The sequence below is a fragment of the Bacillus sp. FCW2 genome (genome assembly GCF_021228595.1).
In the GTDB taxonomy this organism is placed as follows: Bacteria; Bacillota; Bacilli; order Bacillales; family Bacillaceae; genus Bacillus; species Bacillus velezensis.
The window spans coordinates 601,378-618,766 of the sequence record NZ_CP089436.1 but is presented as its reverse complement, the minus strand read 5'-3'; the positions used below and the strand labels follow the sequence as shown (position 1 = coordinate 618,766).

Genomic DNA, 17,389 nt, shown 5'->3' with positions numbered 1-17,389 from the left:
CAAAGGAAGGGCGCTGCTTTCTTTCCCTTTGGCAGGAGGGGCATCCATGATATAATGCTTGTCATAGTGAAAGAGGTGAAAAATCAATGAGAGTAAAATGTTCCATTTGCGACAAAATCGAACAAATTGATGATGAAACACTAACAGCCAAACGCCTCCGCAATCGTCCGATTCATACATATATGTGCCGGGAATGCCATGACCGAATCAAAGTCAAAACGGAGGCGCGGCTGAATACCGGACACTTTTCCTTTCATCCCGGACAAAAAGCGAAAAAAGATAAACTGAAAAAATAAACCGAATAAAAAATGACCCGCCGGAAGGCAAGGTCATTTTTTTATTGCGGTTTAGCTGACTGGCTTTTTTTGGACTGGTGCAGACGGATTTTGTAAACGATCAAAATCAAGGCGGCGACAACAAGCCCTTCTCCGACCGGCAGAAACACACCGAAAAAAGTCAGCACGGTGCAGCCGAGCACGAGAAAGAGATAAACTGCCACAGCCTTCAACACCGGCAGCCGTTTGGCAAAGCCGAGTTTAAATACAATCACCGAAAGCACGACGATCGTTCCGTATAACAGCCACATTCCCGTCAGCGGATGCTCATCCACTTGGTAAAGAGCCGCAAAGAACGACAGCCGTTCACTTACTTCATTCAAAAAGATCCCCCTCCCCTTTTCCGTTCGGGTTCTACCTTTTCAAATTCTGCAAGTGATTAAGACATTCCTGCTGTTTTTTTCTTTTTCGCCGCTTTTTCACGTTCGTTTTTATTCAGGATTTTCTTTCTTAAACGGATGGATTCCGGCGTTACTTCACAGTATTCATCCTCGTTTAAGTACTCGAGTGATTCTTCAAGCGACATAATGCGCGCTTTCTTAATCGTAGTCGTTTGATCCTTCGTAGCGGAACGGACGTTTGTCTGCTGTTTCATTTTGCTGACATTGACGACAAGGTCATTGTCACGGTTATGTTCACCGACAATCATGCCTTCATATACTTCTGTTCCAGGCTCAACGAAGATGACGCCGCGGTCTTCAATACCTTGAATTCCGTAAGATGTCGCTTTTCCGTTTTCCATGGAAACGAGCACACCCTGACGGCGGCCTCCGACTTGGCCTTTTTGCATCGGCTGATAGCTGTCAAACGTGTGGTTCAGGATACCGAAACCGCGTGTCAGTGACAGAAACTCAGTAGAATAGCCGATGAGTCCGCGTGAAGGTACGGTAAAGATCAGGCGGACCTGGCCGTTTCCGTTATTAATCATATCAAGCATTTCGCCTTTTCTCGCACCCATTGATTCCATAACAGAACCGGTATGCTCTTCAGGCACGTCAATCTGCACGCGCTCAACAGGCTCGCAGCTTACGCCGTCGATTTCCTTAATGATAACTTCAGGCTTAGACACTTGAAGCTCATAGCCTTCACGGCGCATGTTTTCAATTAAAATCGACAGGTGAAGCTCACCGCGTCCTGAAACAACCCATGCGTCAGGTGATGCCGTCGGTTCGACACGGAGACTGACATCTGTTTGAAGCTGCGCGTTCAGACGCTCTTCAATTTTACGGGATGTGACATATTTGCCTTCACGACCTGCAAACGGGCTGTTGTTTACGACAAATGTCATTTGGAGCGTAGGCTCATCAATGCGCAGAACCGGCAGCGGCTCATGGTGTTCAGCCGGACAAACCGTTTCACCGACGTTGATGTCTTCCATGCCCGAAACGGCAACGAGGTCTCCCGCTCTCGCTTCTTCAATTTCCACGCGTTTCAATCCTTGGAAACCGAAGATTTTCGTCACGCGGAATGATTTTACCGTTCCGTCAAGTTTCATCAATGAAACCTGCTGACCCACTTTCATCGTGCCGCGGAAAACGCGTCCGATACCGATACGGCCGACATAATCATTGTAATCAAGCAGCGCCACTTGGAATTGAAGAGGCTCTTCGGCGTTATCAACCGGGGCAGGGACATGTTCAAGAATCGTTTCATACAGTGATTCCATATTTTCGTCCTGCTTTTTCGGATCCAGACTTGCCGTTCCGTTAATCGCAGAAGCGTAGACGACAGGGAACTCAAGCTGTTCTTCGTTTGCGTCAAGCTCGATGAACAAATCAAGCACTTCATCAATGACTTCTTCCGGGCGGGCGAAATCACGGTCGATTTTGTTTACGACAACAACCGGATTTAAGTTCTGCTCAAGGGCTTTTTTCAGTACGAAACGGGTTTGCGGCATGCAGCCTTCATATGCGTCAACGACTAACAGAACGCCGTCAACCATTTTCATAATCCGTTCTACCTCTCCGCCGAAGTCGGCGTGTCCCGGAGTGTCCAAAATATTAATGCGTGTATCTTTATAGTTAATCGCAGTATTTTTCGCAAGAATTGTAATACCGCGTTCACGTTCAAGATCGTTTGAATCCATTGCGCGCTCGGCAATATTTTCGTTGGCACGGAATGTTCCGGCTTGGTGAAGCAATTGGTCTACCAAAGTCGTTTTCCCATGGTCAACGTGGGCAATAATCGCGATGTTGCGAAGATCGTTTCGAAGTTTCACATTTTCATCTCCTAAAAAAATTAGATAACTTTCATATTATACCACACATCCTCTTTAAAAGCGTTACGTTTTTCTGTAAACTGAAAGTATGACGTTAAAGGGGATGGAAATATGAAAAAATTGAATTGGCTCTTATTATTATTTGCATTCGCAGCAGTCTTCAGCATGATGCTGATCGGCGTATCAATCGCTGAGAAAAGCGCATGGGGCATCATCGGAAGCATTGTTCTCGTTATCGCCATGATGGGAAGCGGTTTCACCGTAAAGAAAAAAATGCGCGAACAGGGACTGCTTGATTAAAAGCATGACCCTTTGCAAAATTCCGTAAACATGAAAAGCACAATATCTAATAAAGCCTGAATCAAAGATTCAGGCTTTTTTACATCCTCAAAACAGGCTTTAGATGTAAGGCTTATCTCCCCCACCGCCTAGTCAGGAAGCCGGAAATGACGGCCCCCACTCTAGTTACATCAGCAGATTCCCTCAGAAAATGAAGTCTGAAATAGTCCGGCATCGTTATGCAGAAAATACCATACCTCCTATATCAATTCCATCATTGTCTTTTTATACTTGTGGCTGTAAGCAAATACACATGACAAGGAGAGAACGAAATGAAAACATCTTTTTTGAAGAAAACCGCTGTAACTGCCGCCGCAACCGCCTCAGCCGCCTTGCTTGCATTCAGTCCGCTTGATTCTGCCGGCGCAAAAACGATCCAGGCAAATGAACCGCATATCCTGCAGGCTTCCGCAGAGAAAACACCGGAAGACGCGGCAAAACTCATTGATATCATCAGCCAATCGATTTACGAAAAAGACGGTGTCTATTATTTTGACGGCGAAAAAGCGGTGGAATTGGGATTAGATCAAGAACAAGCCCAGATCATTCAAAAGCTGTGGGACAGTTCAACCGAATTTTTAACCGTTCTTTCCCAATGTATTGAGAAAACGGACGGCGAATATACATTTAATAAAGAAAAAGCGGTGGAGCTCGGCTTTACGGAAAAAGAGGCCCTTATCGTTGATCAGCTGTTCACCGCTTTTTCCCAAAGTCTTCATATCCTTCAATCTGCGCTGATTGAAGAAGACGGTGTGTATACGTTTGATCAGGACCTTGCTGAAAAAGCAGGAGCAGGAAAAAAAGAAGCAAAGCTGTGTGCCGGATTCTTTAATTCACTGCCCCAGGAATTGCTTGAAGGCATTTATACAGCCTTTCATCCGGCTGAGTAAACGGATTAAAACGCCCGGTCATTCAGCCGGGCGTTTTTTTAAATCAGCAGTTTAAGGATCAGCATGATAAAGAAAACAGCGCCGAACAAACAGGCTGCTTTTATCAGCAGCTTCCCGTAATACCGTTCCTTAAACCGCCTTTCTTCTTCTGCATAACAGGCTGGCGCCTTCATCTCAGGGCTGCCGAGGTCAAGCGGCTCCTTCATCATATGATATAAATTCCCGCACTTACCGCATGATTCAAGATGGCGGGAAATAAACCGCTCCGTTTCTGTTTCACAATCGCCTTCAATATATAAAGGGAGTAAATCTCTCACTAAATAGCAAGTCATATCTGTCCGTCCTTCCTTTTTTCCGCCAAGTGCTGTTTCAGCTGCATTCTCGCCCTGTACAGGGTGCTCTTCACCTTCGAAAGACTCCAGTCCAAAACATCAGCAATCTCTTCGTAAGACAGCTCTTGAAATATCTGTCGAAATGCTGAATAAAATGACTGAAAATCTCTGACATCTGAAACAATCCTTTTCGTTTATTAAGGCCTCACCCGTTTAGACAAACGGCTATAAAAAAAGTTTTACAAATCGGAACATTTTTCCCCTATCATTTTTCCCGACTTCATTTGTCATTTTTTTCAGAATAAATCGCATCATTCGACTCATGTCTGATTCAACACGTGCCTCTCGGCTTATCCCCCGATGCTGGCCGCCGGAAGCCTTTCCGGGACGATTCTATCAATTCATCAGCGGAGTCTAGTTTTATATTGCAGAATGAGAGAATGCTGGTTTATTATAACAATATAAGTTTTCATTATTTTCAAAAAGGGGGATTTATTGTGGGTTTAGGTAAGAAATTGTCTGTTGCTGTCGCCGCTTCCTTTATGAGTTTAACCATCAGTCTTCCGGGTGTTCAGGCCGCTGAGAATCCTCAGCTTAAAGAAAACCTGACGAACTTTGTGCCGAAGCATTCTTTGGTGCAATCTGAATTGCCTTCAGTCAGTGACAAAGCAATCAAGCAATACTTGAAACAAAACGGCAAAGTCTTCAAAGGCAACCCTTCTGAGAGACTGAAGCTGATTGACCACACGACCGATGATCTCGGCTACAAGCACTTCCGTTATGTGCCTGTCGTTAACGGTGTGCCTGTGAAAGACTCGCAAGTCATTATTCACGTCGATAAATCCAACAATGTCTATGCGATTAACGGTGAATTAAACAACGATGCTTCTGCCAAAACGGCAAACAGCAAAAAATTATCTGCAAATCAGGCGCTGGATCATGCTTTTAAAGCAATCGGCAAATCACCTGAAGCCGTCTCTAACGGCAACGTTGCAAACAAAAACAAAGCCGAGCTGAAAGCAGCGGCCACAAAAGACGGTAAATACCGCCTCGCCTATGATGTAACCATCCGCTACATCGAACCGGAACCAGCTAACTGGGAAGTAACCGTTGATGCGGAAACAGGGAAAGTCCTGAAAAAGCAAAACAAAGTGGAGCATGCCGCTGCAACCGGAACAGGTACGACTCTTAAAGGAAAAACGGTCTCATTAAATATTTCTTCTGAAAGCGGCAAATATGTAATGCGTGATCTTTCTAAACCTACCGGAACGCAAATTATTACGTACGATCTGCAAAACCGACAATATAACCTGCCGGGCACGCTCGTATCAAGCACTACAAACCAGTTCACAACTTCTTCTCAGCGCGCTGCCGTTGATGCGCATTACAATCTCGGCAAAGTGTACGATTATTTCTATCAGACGTTTAAACGCAACAGCTACGACAATAAAGGCGGCAAAATCGTATCTTCCGTTCATTACGGCAGCAAATACAATAACGCGGCCTGGATCGGCGACCAAATGATTTACGGTGACGGTGACGGCTCATTCTTCTCGCCTCTTTCCGGTTCAATGGACGTAACGGCCCATGAAATGACACACGGTGTTACACAGGAAACAGCCAACCTGAACTATGAAAATCAGCCGGGCGCTTTAAACGAATCCTTCTCTGATGTATTCGGATACTTCAATGATACTGAGGACTGGGATATCGGTGAAGATATTACGGTCAGCCAGCCGGCTCTCCGCAGTTTATCCAATCCGACAAAATACGGACAGCCCGACCATTACAAAAATTATCGAAACCTTCCGAACACTGATGCCGGCGACTACGGCGGCGTGCATACAAACAGCGGAATTCCGAACAAAGCCGCTTACAACACGATTACAAAAATCGGCGTGAAAAAAGCGGAGCAGATTTACTACCGTGCACTGACGGTATATCTCACTCCGTCATCAAGCTTTAAAGATGCAAAAGCAGCTTTGATTCAATCAGCGCGGGACCTTTACGGCTCTCAAGACGCTGCAAGCGTAGAAGCGGCCTGGAATGCGGTCGGCTTGTAACAAGAAAAGAGACCGGATTTCTCCGGTCTCTTTTTTATATCTGAAACATTTCACAATGGCTTCACCATGATCATATATGTTTTTTCCCGATCGTCTTTTTCAAGCTTAAGCTGTTCAAAGCCGCATTGGCTTAAAAACAAAACCCATTCCTGCCTGTCCAGGGGAACGGCTGAAAACATCGCTTTATGCTCCCCTCTCAGCCGGCCCGCAATCTCTTCAATGACCGCGCGTCCGATTCCTTTCTCTTTTGCCTCCGGAGCGACGGCCACGGTTCCGAGCCACGGTTTTCCGTTTGAAGGCGCCCATTCCAAATGAAAACTGACGGCGGCAGGAGCGCCGTCAATCTCCCATACGAGCCACGTTCCATTGTACATGGAGTATGCAAGCATAAACTCCGCCGCATTTTTTGTTCCGAACTCTTCGCTTTTCCACACCGGGTGTGATGCCGCCAGCTGCTCCAGAAACCCGAGATCTTCTTCTTCAAAATCTCTACCTGTCAGCATGTAAATAGTCGTCAAAGATAATTTTATGTATTGCCGGATTGCCCGCAAGCACGCTGTGGTTGTCTAAAAACGTAAACGGTTCGCCGTCTGTGGTCGTGTAAATACCCCCGACTTCGTTCAGCAGCACGCAGCCGGCAGCGTAATCCCACGGCGCGAGCCTCATCGTAATGTATGCGTCAATGCGGCCGGCCGCAACACTGGCCAGCTCAAGTGCCGCCGAACCGTAGGAACGCGTTCCTCTGACCCGTTTTACGAGCGGCGCCAAAATACTCGGGTCAATCCTTCTGTTTTCCGTCACCCATGTGGCATTGATTGCAATAATGGCTTCTTCAATGGAAGCTTCTTTTAAAGGAGCAAGCGGCGTATTGTTCAGATAAGCCCCTTTTCCGCTGAATGCGTGATACAGTTCGTCCTGCATCACATCATAAATTAAGCCGATTTTGCCTTTTCCGTCTTCAAAGATGCCGATGGAAATCGCGAAATGCCGCTTTTGATGGACAAAATTCATCGTTCCGTCAATCGGATCAATGATCCAGACAATTCCGTCAAGGGAGCGGAGTTTATCCCCCTGCCCTTCTTCTCCGAGAATCCGGTGTCCGGGAAAAGTTCCTTGTATACGGTCAATGAAAAAGCGTTCCGTCTCTTTATCAATATTTGTGACTAAATCATTCGGATTTGATTTTGTTTCAATCGTCAAGCTTTCCTGCATGGATTGTCTGATTCTCGTTCCGGCTTCTTTTACCCATTTTTTTGCGATATCATCAATTTCCGTCCAATTTGTCATACCGTGTACCTCTTTTCTATGTATAGCTTATTCTATAGCATACTGATAAAGGCGATGAAAAAGCAAGGAAAATGAAAAAAATGCCTTCTCACGTAAAAACGAACCATTTCCTGCGGTTCGTTTTTACTATTCTTTATCCGTTAAGCCGAATCCATTCTTTTCTGAGACGTTCCAGTTTTCTTTTGCTGAGATCGATTTGATCTTCATTCTCTTTTTGCATGGCCTCATACAGGGTTGCCAATTCATAATCAACCTCTAGTCTCCAGACAGCTACACGGTTATTTTTTTCCTCCCTGAATCCTTCCTTCACCACTTGCCTCATTGTCTTTCGCCCCTTCCAGAGATCATTTGTTAAAAAAGCATCCCATTTTTCCAATTTATTAATGATACTTCTTATATCGTATGGAAACTTATATTCGGCTGTAACAACATTCTTAAATTTGTGTGTTTACCTATTCGTTTTTTACCACCAATCCTCTCGGCTCAAACGTTCTCAATGTTTTTGCGGCCGGCGGCGGCTGTGGTAAAATATGAATACTTACGATAAGGAGGAAAAAGATGACTCAGATGCGTTTTACAAAAGAAGACTTCGATACATTTACAATAGAAGGTTTAGATCCGCGCATGGAGGTGTTAAAAGAACAAGTCCGTCCGAAGCTGACCTTGTTAGGAGAGCATTTCGCACCGACATTGTCAGCATTGACAGGCGATGAAATGTTCCCGCATGTCGCCAAGCACGCGAGAAGATCTGTCAACCCGCCGGCTGACAGCTGGGTTGCCTTTGCCAACAGCAAACGCGGGTATAAGAAACTCCCTCACTTCCAGATCGGTTTATGGGACACCCATATGTTTGTATGGTTTGCCATCATTTATGAATCTCCGATAAAAGAGGAATACGGCAGATTGCTGGAAGCGAAGCAGGAGGACATCACAAAACAGATTCCCGGTCATTTTGTATGGTCGCCGGATCATACGAAGCCAGGTGCGTACAAGCAGTCCGACATGGATCAGGAGCAGCTGAAAACATTATTTGAACGCCTGCAGACAGTGAAAAAAGCAGAGCTTTTGTGCGGCATTCAGCTGCAAAAAGAAGACGTGATCAACATGAACAACAATGAATTCCTGCAAACCATTGAAGACGCTTTTAGGAAGCTTTCCTTTTTATACACACTGACTCAGAAAGTCTCATAACATAAAAAGCGGGCCGATTGCCGGCTCGCTTTGTCTACATTTTGATAATCGCTTGATCTGATTGTTTTGCCTGTTTCACAGTCCGATACGGGGAATAGGTGCTGTCAGCTTCAAATTGGCTGCAGATTTTCTTTTCTTCCGCTTTCCCGGGAACGATTTCTTTAAAGCGGCGGTACGCATTCAGAAGTCTGTCTCGGTCAGCTCCTTTTTCATAGGCGTTTTCCACCTGCTGAAAAAAAGCAATGACATCCACGGCCTCCTCTGTCGTCCAGTCCTCATTCATCGGATATTGATATTCCAAATGTCTTCACTCCTTTATCATCATGCTCAAAATAAGCATCTTCCATAGATCATAAATTGTTCTTTACTTTCTTTCAAGTTCATAATATAATTCATTTGTTTTACGTTTAAAAAACGGGTAATAAAACTGAATGTAATACAAACTAATCCGTAGGTATTATGATAAAGGTGGGAAAACAATTGCCGCAACATGAAACACCCCTGTACAGCGGACTGAAAAAGCACGCGGACAGACAGCCTGTCCAATTCCACATTCCGGGCCATAAAAAAGGCGCGGGAATGGACCCGGAATTCAGACAATTTATCGGAGAAAACGCGTTAAGCATAGATTTAATTAATATCGAACCTCTGGATGATTTACATGCGCCAAAGGGCATCATTAAAGAAGCCCAGGATCTGGCCGCTCGAGCATTCGGCGCAGACCATACCTTCTTTTCCGTACAAGGGACGAGCGGCGCCATTATGACGATGGTCATGGCCGTATGCGGACCCGGAGATAAAATCATCATCCCGAGAAACGTTCATAAATCCATTATGTCGGCCATTGTATTTTCCGGAGCGGTGCCGATTTTTATACACCCGGAAATTGACGATGAGCTCGGAATTTCTCACGGCATTACGCTTGAGTCCGCCGAGCGGGCTTTGACGGAGCACCCTGACGCAAAAGGCCTGCTTGTCATAAATCCGACGTACTTCGGTGTGGCAGCTGACTTGAGCAGCATTGTAAAGCTCGCGCATTCTTTCAATGTGCCTGTGCTTGTCGATGAAGCGCACGGCGTGCATATTCATTTTCATGATAAGCTTCCTCTGTCCGCCATGCAGGCGGGCGCTGATATGGCAGCCACAAGCGTGCACAAATTGGGAGGCTCCCTGACGCAGAGCTCCATTTTAAATGTGAGAGAAGGCCTTGTTTCCAAAGAAAGAGTACAGTCGATTTTAAGCATGCTGACGACAACGTCAACATCCTATCTGCTTCTCGCTTCACTGGATGTCGCAAGAAAACGCCTCGCTACAGAAGGCCGCGATCTTCTTGAAGATACGATTCTGCTGGCGGATCAGACACGGGAACGCCTCAATCAAATTGAAGGCATCCGCTGTGTCGGCGAAGAAATCACAGGGTCTAAAGCTGCCTTCAGTTTTGATCCGACTAAATTAATCATTTCGGTCAAAAACCTCGGCCTGACGGGTCATGACGTTGAAAAATGGCTCCGCGAATCATATAATATCGAAGTCGAGCTGTCCGATTTGTATAATATTTTATGTATTTTCACCCCCGGAGACAGAGCAGGAGATGCCGACCGTCTTGTAAGCGCGCTTACAGACATTTCAAAGCAGGCTTCCGCCAATGACTATGCTCATCAGCAAACCGAAGTTCTGCTTCCTGAAATTCCTCTGTTAGCGATGACGCCAAGAGACGCGTTTTACGCAAATACGGAAGTCATTCCGTTAAAAGAATCCGCGGGACGGATCATCGCAGAGTTTGTCATGGTGTACCCGCCGGGAATTCCGATCTTTATTCCGGGTGAGATCATTACTGAAGAAAATATCAGCTACATTTTTAAAAACTTGGACGCCGGCCTTCCTGTGCAGGGTCCCGAAGATGCAACGCTTGAAATGATCAGAGTCATCAAAGAGCAAAAAGCCATCCAATAAATATAAAGAAGCCCGAAACGAAATCGTTTCGGGCCTTTTTACGCTTTTTACTCTTCTTCAAGATGACACTGGCATTGTCCGCAGCATGTTCCGTATAACGTCGTGACCTTCTCATCCTCAAAGTAATGAATCGCTTCGTTACAGTCTTGGCAAACAATTGTACCCATCTGTCATTCCCCATTTCTCAGAATTTGAAAACGCTTAATTTTTACTTGTTGTTATTATATTATTATGTCACATTTAATATGTCAACTGATAAATTGTATAACACATTTATTTTTTACGGTCTTTTTATAGCCCGAGGGTCAATCACGGTATATCCTTTATGACGCAATCCTTTTACAATGTCCGGCATGGCTTCAGCCGTCCATTTCCGGTCATGCATCAATATGTTGGCCCCGTCCCGCAGATAAGGACTGCTCAATGTGATATCGGTAAGCGCTTTTTTGGATTGATATTTCTGATCCCAATCATACCCGAAGGTCCAGTTCATTTTCACCATACCTTCTTTTTTTATAAGTCTGTCACTGTAGTCCGTATTGCTTCCGAAAGGCGCCCTGAAAAATGCGGGTTTCTCTCCTATTACCTTTTCAACCGCTTTATTGACGCCAATGATTTCTTCCCGTTGTTTTTGTTCGGAAAGATCTTTTAAGTTTTGATGAGTCATTGTATGATTTCCGATCATAAAACCTAACTCATGAATATGCTTAAGCGCTTTCTTATTTTCATCTTTTTTCAAAAAATGTCCGTTTACAAAAAAGATCGCTGACGCATTGAGATCATGCAGTTTGTCCGCAATCTCAGCGGCATGCTGATCAGGCGCGTCATCGATCGTTACCAATGCGATCGGTTTTTTCTCTTTCTGTTCATCCATTTTTTCCACAGAAAAGCTTTTCGGATTGATATAGTAACAGGGCTCCGCCTTCTGTTTTTTCTGTTTTTCCTCTTTTGTATGGTGGTTTTCCCGTTTGGCGTGATTGGCCGCGGCTTGAGAATGGGGTTTGTTTGTTTGCATCTTTTCATTTGATTGGCAGCCGGCGAGTAAGCACATACATATGACGGCTGCAGCGGCTTTATACATGACAATCCCTCCCGATATGGTTTTGCCCCCAGTATAACGAAAAAACAGCGCTCTCACGAAAAACAATGTGCCTTTTTTACACATCGGCTGCGCAAGTTGTCACACGTATTATTTCTTCATTAAAAACGGTTTCAATTATATAACAATTCAGTAACAAGCCTTAGGTTTTTCACCTCTCGTGATACACTTGATATAGTCCTTATAAATGGATGAACCAATATATTATATAAAACAGAGGAGTAAGATAGATGCGCTACCGTACGGTGATTCCCTTTTTTTTGATGCTGTTCGTTCTGTCAAGCTGTTCGGTTTCTACTGTCAGTCCATTCACAAAAAACCGGATCGACAGCATTCATCACACTCAAATCTTGTTTTTTTCCGATGAAAATCATATAGATAAAGAAGTGCCTTATTACGATGCGATCCTTGATTTAGAAAAGAAATATCCCCATCATGTCGATCAAATGAAGGTTTATGACAACAGAAAGGGATGGGAAGAGGAAATCAACACGTTCCCTGCGCTGATGGTGATCAATCATCGGCATGTGGTCATGAAGATTGAGGGATCCGTAAAGAAAAAAGAGGATATCATCAAACCTATGCAGCATGTTCTTGCACAATAAAAACAGCCCCCGCTTTTACAAACGGGGGCTGTTTCTTTGTCACATTATTATTTTACGATATGGATCGGGCTTCCGATTGCTACTTCGGCAGCTTCCATAGTGATTTCGCCCAATGTCGGGTGAGCGTGAATTGTCATTGCGATATCTTCAGCAGTCATTCCGCCTTCGATCGCCAGGCTCAATTCAGAAATCATGTCAGAAGCGCTTGCGCCGGCAATTTGCGCACCGATTACAAGACCGTCTTCTTTACGGGTGATCAGCTTCATGAAGCCGTCAGTTTCGTTAAGAGACAGCGCACGTCCGTTTGCTGCAAACGGGAACTTAGCTGCAACGACTTCAATGCCTTCTTCTTTCGCCTGTGCTTCAGTGTAACCGACAGAAGCCAGTTCAGGCTCAGAGAATACAACCGCCGGAATACCGAGGTAATCGATTTCAGCCGGCTCTCCTGAAATAGCTTCCGCAGCGATTTTACCTTCGTAAGACGCTTTGTGAGCCAATGGAGGTCCGTCAATGATGTCACCGATTGCGTAAATGTTCGGTACGTTTGTGCGGCACTGCTTGTCTGTTTTAATGACACCGCGGTCAGTCATTTCGATACCGACTTGCTCAAGGCCGAGCTCGTCAGTGTTCGGACGGCGTCCGACAGTGATTAATACGTAATCAGCATCAACCGTTTTTTCTTCGCCTTTTACTTCGAATGTAACTGTTACGCCGTCAGGTCTTTCTTCAACGCCTTTAGCCATAGCGCTTGTATGGATTTCAACGTTGCCTTTTTTCTTCAGTCTGCGGGTAACGAGAGAACTCATTTGTTTTTCGAAGCCAGGAAGAATTTCATCTCCGCCTTCTAAAATAACCAATTCAGTTCCGAAGTTCGCATACGCTGTTCCAAGCTCAGTACCGATATATCCGCCGCCGATAACAACGAGCTTTTTCGGAATTTCTTTAAGCGCAAGTGCGCCTGTAGAGTTCAGAACGCGTTCGCTATATTTGAAGTTTGGCAATTCGATAGGGCGAGAACCGGTAGCAATGATTGCGTTTTTAAATGTGTATGTTTGCGCAGAGTTCTCATCCATTACGCGGACAGAGTTGCTGTCTACGAAATAAGCTTCCCCTTTTATAACGTCCACTTTATTTCCTTTTAAAAGACCTGCAACACCGCCGGTAAGCTTATTTACAACAGAAGCTTTCCATTCTTGGACTTTTGTAAAGTCAACCGTTACGTTCTCAGCAGTGATTCCCATGTCATCTGAATGTTTTGCATTCTCGTAACGATGGCCTGCATTGATGAGCGCTTTTGAAGGAATACAGCCGACGTTCAGACAAACGCCTCCAAGAGTTGCTTTTTCAACGACTGTTACTTTTTGTCCAAGCTGAGCAGCGCGGATGGCAGCTACATAGCCGCCAGGTCCCGCACCAATCACAAGAGTATCTGTTTCAATAGGGAAATCTCCTACTACCATAACATTACGCCTCCATTAAAATAAGTTGTGGATCGTTCAGTAAACGCTTGATGTGGTTTAACGCATTTTGTGCAGTTGCTCCGTCAATCATACGGTGGTCAAAGCTGAGAGAAAGAGCTAAGACAGGAGCAGCTACAATTTCACCGTCACGGACGATCGCTTTTTCAGCAATACGGCCGATACCGAGAATCGCAACCTCTGGGTGGTTGATAACCGGTGTGAACCATTGGCCTCCGGCAGAACCGATATTTGTGATCGTGCAAGAAGCGCCTTTCATTTCCGCAGGTGCAAGCTTGCCTTCACGCGCTTTTGTAGCAAGGCTGTTGATTTCATCAGAGATTTCGAAAACGGCTTTACGGTCGGCATTTTTCACTACCGGCACAAGCAGGCCTTTTTCGGTATCCGCTGCAATTCCGATGTTGAAGTAATGTTTTTGGATCACTTCATCTGTTTTATCATCAATAGATGTGTTTAAAACAGGGAATTTTTTCAAAGCGGATGTTAATGCTTTGACGACGTAAGGCAGATAAGTCAGCTTGATGCCTTGATCAGCAGCAACTTGTTTGAACTGTTTGCGGTGAGCAACAAGATTTGTTACGTCAACTTCATCCATAAGAGTTACGTGCGGTGCAGTATGCTTAGAGTTCACCATTGCTTTCGCGATCGCTTTACGGATACCGCTCATTTTTTCGCGTGTTTCAGGGAATTCGCCTTCAGGAGCCTGAGCCGCTGCAGGTTTAGCTGTTTCCTGAGGTGCAGCTGTTTCTTGCGGTGCCGCTTCTTGAGCCGCTCCACCATTTGCAAAGCTGTCGATATCTTCTTTTACAACACGTCCGTTATTGCCTGAACCTGTTACTTTACGGATATCCACGCCTTTTTCACGGGCATATTTGCGTACGGAAGGCATCGCGATCACGCGTTTGTTCGGATCAGCTTCCGCTTGGTCCTGCTGTCCTGCGCCGGTTTCTTTTGCAGGCTCTTTAGGAGTCTCTTCTTTAGCGATATCCTGCCCTGCTTCAGCAGACGACTGAACTTGAGCTTCAGTTTTCGCATCTCCTGAATCATGGCTTCCTTTAAATTGAAGATCTTCGTAACCAGGTGCGTCAAACGTAATAATCGTTTGTCCAACAGTTGCAACTGTTCCCTCTTCAACTTTTAATTCTAATACTTTTCCTTTAACAGGTGAAGGAATTTCTACCACTGCTTTATCATTTTGCACTTCAGCCAGAACATCGTCTTCTTCTACCTCGTCGTTCGGCTTAACAAACCATTTTACGATTTCGCCTTCGTGGATACCTTCCCCGATATCCGGAAGTTTAAATTCAAATGCCACAGTTTTCGACCTCCTAGTTGATTAAGCAAATTTTAGTTATGCATTCGCAAGCATTGAACCTAGTAAACAGACTCCTTCATATAGAGAAAAGGATCTCTCTTTACCGTCTTTTATGATGCCTGATTAAAATTCAAGAACTTTTTTCGCAGTTTCAAGAACGTCTTTATGGTTTGGAAGCCATACGCTCTCAGCAAGCGAGAAAGGAAATACTGTATCAGGCGCCGCAACACGCAGAACCGGAGCTTCCAGGCTCAGAATCGCGCGGTCATTGATTTCAGCTACAACGTTGGCAGCGATGCCGGCTTGTTTTTGAGCTTCTTGCACGACAATTGCGCGGCCTGTTTTTTCAACAGAAGCAATAATCGTATCAATATCAAGCGGACTTACAGTGCGAAGGTCGATAACTTCAGCAGAAACGCCTTCTTTTTCAAGCTCTTCAGCAGCCTTAAGCGACTCATGAACCATCGCGCCGTATGTGATGATAGAAAGGTCAGTACCTTCGCGTTTCACATCAGCTTTGCCAAGCTCGATTGTGTATTCCTCCTCAGGAACTTCCTGACGGAAAGAACGGTAAAGTTTCATATGCTCTAAGAAAACAACCGGATCATTGTCTCTGATAGAGGCAATCAGCAGTCCTTTTGCATCGTAAGGAGTGGAAGGGATAACAACTTTAATACCCGGCTGCTGAGCGATAAGGCCTTCCAAACTGTCAGCGTGAAGTTCAGGTGTATGAACCCCTCCGCCGAATGGAGAACGGATTGTCACCGGAGAAGTCCAGCGTCCGCCGGAACGGTAGCGGAGACGAGCCATTTGTCCTGAGATTGAATCCATTACTTCATATACGAATCCGAAGAATTGGATTTCCATAACAGGACGGTAATCTTGCAGGCCTAAACCGAGAGCGAGACCGCCGATACCGGATTCAGCAAGCGGCGTGTCAAATACGCGGTCCTCACCGAATTCTTTTTGAAGGCCTTCAGTTGCACGGAATACGCCTCCGGCAACGCCTACATCTTCCCCGAAAAGCAGAACGTTTTCATTGTTTTTCAGTTCTGTGCGTAACGCATCAGTGATCGCTTGAATCATTGTCATTTGCGCCATGGCTTACTTCGACTCCTTCGCTTTGTAAATTTCAAGTTGTTCTTTTAAGTTGAACGTCGGCTCTTCAAACATATTCTCAATCAGCTCTGTTACTTTCGGTTTTGATTCGCCGTCAGCCTTTTTGATAGCTTGTTTGATTTCTTCTTTGGCCTGTTCAATCACTTTGTTCTCTTCTTCTTCAGACCATAGTCCTTTGTTTTCCAAGAACTTGCGGAAACGTACGAGCGGGTCTTTTTGCTCCCATTCATTTTCTATTTCTTTCGTACGGTATTTAGTCGGATCGTCACCGGACATTGTATGAGGTCCGTAACGGAATGTAAGAGTTTCGATCAGAGTCGGACCTTCACCGTTAATTGCGCGCTGGCGTGCTTCTGCGGTTGCAGCGTAAACGGCAAGTGCATCCATTCCGTCTACTTGAACACCTGTAATACCGACGGCAACTGCTTTTTGGGCAATTGTCTGTGCGGATGATTGCTTTTCTACAGGAGTTGAAATCGCATAGCGGTTATTCTGAACAACGAAGATCGCTGGCGCTTTAAATGCTCCGGCAAAGTTCATTCCTTCATAGAAGTCACCTTGAGAAGCTCCGCCGTCACCAGTGTAAGTAATAGCTACCGCTTTTTTACCGCGCTTTTTAAGACCTAAAGCTACACCTGCGGTTTGAATAATTTGAGCACCGATAATAATTTGAGGTGATAAAGCATTTACTCCCTCAGGCATCTGATTACCTTTAAAATGGCCTCTTGAGAACAGGAATGCCTGATGTAAAGGAAGCCCGTGCCAAATCAGCTGAGGAACGTCACGATAACCCGGAAGGATAAAGTCGTCCTGTTCAAGCGCGAAGTGTGATGCAATTTGAGAAGCTTCCTGGCCCGCTGTCGGTGCATAGAAACCTAAACGTCCTTGACGGGAAAGAGAAATTGAACGCTGGTCTAAAATGCGGATATACACCATTCTTCTCATTAATTCCTTTAACTGATCATCTGAAAGATCAGGCATTGCGTCTTTATTTACGACTTCTCCTTCAGCATTTAAAATTTGGAACGTTTCAAACTGCTTATGAATAGCATCAAATTGTTTTTTGCTATCAACAATTGAAGTTTTTGTCTTTGCAGCCATTTTTTAAACCACCTCTTCTTTTGATTTAACAGGGTTAGGATACCGTTTAGCCATCCGTATTAAA

20 protein-coding genes and 1 pseudogene are annotated in these 17,389 nt (G+C 45.1%); 7 read left to right on the top strand and 14 right to left on the bottom strand.

The window, feature by feature from the left end:
- Window positions 1-86: 86 nt before the first annotated feature.
- Window positions 87-296 (top strand): YlaI family protein, encoded by a 210-nt coding sequence (locus K3G25_RS03115; RefSeq protein WP_007409677.1) that lies wholly within the window; start codon window positions 87-89, stop codon window positions 294-296.
- 41 nt (window positions 297-337) lie between these two features.
- Here K3G25_RS03115 and K3G25_RS03110 read toward each other — a convergent pair whose 3' ends face one another.
- Together K3G25_RS03110 and typA are read right to left on the bottom strand one after the other, a co-directional pair.
- Entirely contained in the window at window positions 338-658 is a 321-nt protein-coding gene (locus K3G25_RS03110; protein WP_022553389.1) for a YlaH-like family protein, read from the bottom strand.
- Window positions 659-714: 56 nt separating this feature from the next.
- Window positions 715-2,553, bottom strand: coding sequence for a translational GTPase TypA (gene typA, locus K3G25_RS03105; protein WP_014417657.1), 1,839 nt, complete (start codon window positions 2,551-2,553; stop codon window positions 715-717).
- A gap of 111 nt (window positions 2,554-2,664) precedes the next feature.
- On the opposite strand from typA, the gene K3G25_RS03100 reads away from it, so the two are divergent.
- Together K3G25_RS03100 and K3G25_RS03095 are read left to right on the top strand one after the other, a co-directional pair.
- Complete coding sequence (locus K3G25_RS03100) at window positions 2,665-2,853, top strand: YlaF family protein (protein WP_003154504.1); 189 nt, start codon at window positions 2,665-2,667, stop codon at window positions 2,851-2,853.
- A 311-nt stretch (window positions 2,854-3,164) separates the two neighbouring features.
- Entirely contained in the window at window positions 3,165-3,782 is a 618-nt protein-coding gene (locus tag K3G25_RS03095) for a hypothetical protein (RefSeq protein ID WP_029973701.1), read from the top strand.
- Window positions 3,783-3,820: 38 nt separating this feature from the next.
- On the opposite strand, the gene K3G25_RS03090 is transcribed toward K3G25_RS03095, so the two are convergent.
- Together K3G25_RS03090 and K3G25_RS03085 are read right to left on the bottom strand one after the other, a co-directional pair.
- Window positions 3,821-4,114, bottom strand: coding sequence for a zf-HC2 domain-containing protein (locus K3G25_RS03090; RefSeq protein ID WP_029973700.1), 294 nt, complete (start codon window positions 4,112-4,114; stop codon window positions 3,821-3,823).
- A pseudogene (locus tag K3G25_RS03085) lies at window positions 4,111-4,245 on the bottom strand (RNA polymerase sigma factor); the annotation flags it as partial. The gene K3G25_RS03090 and the pseudogene K3G25_RS03085, both read right to left, overlap by 4 nt.
- Before the next feature lie 366 nt (window positions 4,246-4,611).
- Between K3G25_RS03085 and K3G25_RS03080 the strand changes: the two are divergent.
- Window positions 4,612-6,177, top strand: coding sequence for a M4 family metallopeptidase (locus K3G25_RS03080; protein ID WP_017417711.1), 1,566 nt, complete (start codon window positions 4,612-4,614; stop codon window positions 6,175-6,177).
- Window positions 6,178-6,227: 50 nt separating this feature from the next.
- Here K3G25_RS03080 and K3G25_RS03075 read toward each other — a convergent pair whose 3' ends face one another.
- The 3 genes from K3G25_RS03075 to K3G25_RS03065 form a co-directional block, all read right to left on the bottom strand.
- Window positions 6,228-6,680 (bottom strand): GNAT family N-acetyltransferase, encoded by a 453-nt coding sequence (locus K3G25_RS03075; protein WP_014417654.1) that lies wholly within the window; start codon window positions 6,678-6,680, stop codon window positions 6,228-6,230.
- Window positions 6,667-7,464, bottom strand: coding sequence for an inositol-1-monophosphatase (suhB, locus tag K3G25_RS03070; protein WP_017417710.1), 798 nt, complete (start codon window positions 7,462-7,464; stop codon window positions 6,667-6,669). The genes K3G25_RS03075 and suhB overlap by 14 nt, the downstream gene beginning before the upstream one ends.
- Before the next feature lie 133 nt (window positions 7,465-7,597).
- Window positions 7,598-7,786, bottom strand: coding sequence for a hypothetical protein (locus K3G25_RS03065; protein WP_003154513.1), 189 nt, complete (start codon window positions 7,784-7,786; stop codon window positions 7,598-7,600).
- A gap of 236 nt (window positions 7,787-8,022) precedes the next feature.
- Between K3G25_RS03065 and K3G25_RS03060 the strand changes: the two genes are divergently transcribed.
- Window positions 8,023-8,655, top strand: a complete 633-nt coding sequence (locus K3G25_RS03060) for a DUF1054 domain-containing protein (protein ID WP_007409668.1) — start codon at window positions 8,023-8,025, stop codon at window positions 8,653-8,655.
- 34 nt (window positions 8,656-8,689) lie between these two features.
- Here K3G25_RS03060 and K3G25_RS03055 read toward each other — a convergent pair whose 3' ends face one another.
- Window positions 8,690-8,956, bottom strand: coding sequence for a UPF0223 family protein (locus tag K3G25_RS03055; RefSeq protein ID WP_007409667.1), 267 nt, complete (start codon window positions 8,954-8,956; stop codon window positions 8,690-8,692).
- Between the two features lie 179 nt (window positions 8,957-9,135).
- Here K3G25_RS03055 and K3G25_RS03050 point away from each other — a divergent pair, with 179 nt between their 5' ends.
- A complete protein-coding gene (locus K3G25_RS03050) occupies window positions 9,136-10,608 on the top strand; it encodes an aminotransferase class I/II-fold pyridoxal phosphate-dependent enzyme (RefSeq protein ID WP_232489583.1) in 1,473 nt (490 codons plus the stop codon).
- Between the two features lie 47 nt (window positions 10,609-10,655).
- On the opposite strand, the gene K3G25_RS03045 is transcribed toward K3G25_RS03050, so the two are convergent.
- Entirely contained in the window at window positions 10,656-10,775 is a 120-nt protein-coding gene (locus tag K3G25_RS03045) for a GapA-binding peptide SR1P (RefSeq protein ID WP_003154518.1), read from the bottom strand.
- 113 nt (window positions 10,776-10,888) lie between these two features.
- On the bottom strand, window positions 10,889-11,689 hold the full coding sequence (locus tag K3G25_RS03040) for a polysaccharide deacetylase family protein (protein ID WP_129092120.1): 801 nt from the start codon (window positions 11,687-11,689) through the stop codon (window positions 10,889-10,891).
- A gap of 248 nt (window positions 11,690-11,937) precedes the next feature.
- Between K3G25_RS03040 and K3G25_RS03035 the strand changes: the two genes are divergently transcribed.
- Complete coding sequence (locus tag K3G25_RS03035) at window positions 11,938-12,312, top strand: hypothetical protein (RefSeq protein ID WP_007409664.1); 375 nt, start codon at window positions 11,938-11,940, stop codon at window positions 12,310-12,312.
- Between the two features lie 47 nt (window positions 12,313-12,359).
- Here K3G25_RS03035 and lpdA read toward each other — a convergent pair whose 3' ends face one another.
- The 4 genes from lpdA to pdhA form a co-directional block, all read right to left on the bottom strand.
- On the bottom strand, window positions 12,360-13,772 hold the full coding sequence (lpdA, locus tag K3G25_RS03030; RefSeq protein WP_007409663.1) for a dihydrolipoyl dehydrogenase: 1,413 nt from the start codon (window positions 13,770-13,772) through the stop codon (window positions 12,360-12,362).
- A gap of 4 nt (window positions 13,773-13,776) precedes the next feature.
- Window positions 13,777-15,105 carry a pyruvate dehydrogenase complex dihydrolipoyllysine-residue acetyltransferase gene (gene pdhC, locus K3G25_RS03025; RefSeq protein WP_014417649.1) on the bottom strand — a complete coding sequence of 443 codons (1,329 nt, stop codon included), beginning with the start codon at window positions 15,103-15,105 and terminating at the stop codon, window positions 13,777-13,779.
- 123 nt (window positions 15,106-15,228) lie between these two features.
- Window positions 15,229-16,206 carry a pyruvate dehydrogenase complex E1 component subunit beta gene (pdhB, locus tag K3G25_RS03020; RefSeq protein WP_003154528.1) on the bottom strand — a complete coding sequence of 326 codons (978 nt, stop codon included), beginning with the start codon at window positions 16,204-16,206 and terminating at the stop codon, window positions 15,229-15,231.
- A 3-nt stretch (window positions 16,207-16,209) separates the two neighbouring features.
- Window positions 16,210-17,325 carry a pyruvate dehydrogenase (acetyl-transferring) E1 component subunit alpha gene (gene pdhA / locus K3G25_RS03015; protein ID WP_007611171.1) on the bottom strand — a complete coding sequence of 372 codons (1,116 nt, stop codon included), beginning with the start codon at window positions 17,323-17,325 and terminating at the stop codon, window positions 16,210-16,212.
- Window positions 17,326-17,389 lie beyond the last annotated feature (64 nt).

Coding starts and splice junctions, on each gene's coding strand:
- K3G25_RS03075 (WP_014417654.1), bottom strand. CDS start 6,680: ATGCTGACAGGTAGAGATTTTGAAGAAGAAGATCTCGGGTTTCTGGAG.
- K3G25_RS03060 (WP_007409668.1), top strand. CDS start 8,023: ATGACTCAGATGCGTTTTACAAAAGAAGACTTCGATACATTTACAATA.
- lpdA (WP_007409663.1), bottom strand. CDS start 13,772: ATGGTAGTAGGAGATTTCCCTATTGAAACAGATACTCTTGTGATTGGT.
- K3G25_RS03040 (WP_129092120.1), bottom strand. CDS start 11,689: ATGTATAAAGCCGCTGCAGCCGTCATATGTATGTGCTTACTCGCCGGC.
- pdhA (WP_007611171.1), bottom strand. CDS start 17,325: ATGGCTGCAAAGACAAAAACTTCAATTGTTGATAGCAAAAAACAATTT.
- suhB (WP_017417710.1), bottom strand. CDS start 7,464: ATGACAAATTGGACGGAAATTGATGATATCGCAAAAAAATGGGTAAAA.
- K3G25_RS03065 (WP_003154513.1), bottom strand. CDS start 7,786: ATGAGGCAAGTGGTGAAGGAAGGATTCAGGGAGGAAAAAAATAACCGT.
- K3G25_RS03115 (WP_007409677.1), top strand. CDS start 87: ATGAGAGTAAAATGTTCCATTTGCGACAAAATCGAACAAATTGATGAT.
- K3G25_RS03090 (WP_029973700.1), bottom strand. CDS start 4,114: ATGACTTGCTATTTAGTGAGAGATTTACTCCCTTTATATATTGAAGGC.
- K3G25_RS03045 (WP_003154518.1), bottom strand. CDS start 10,775: ATGGGTACAATTGTTTGCCAAGACTGTAACGAAGCGATTCATTACTTT.
- K3G25_RS03035 (WP_007409664.1), top strand. CDS start 11,938: ATGCGCTACCGTACGGTGATTCCCTTTTTTTTGATGCTGTTCGTTCTG.
- K3G25_RS03100 (WP_003154504.1), top strand. CDS start 2,665: ATGAAAAAATTGAATTGGCTCTTATTATTATTTGCATTCGCAGCAGTC.
- K3G25_RS03095 (WP_029973701.1), top strand. CDS start 3,165: ATGAAAACATCTTTTTTGAAGAAAACCGCTGTAACTGCCGCCGCAACC.
- pdhB (WP_003154528.1), bottom strand. CDS start 16,206: ATGGCGCAAATGACAATGATTCAAGCGATCACTGATGCGTTACGCACA.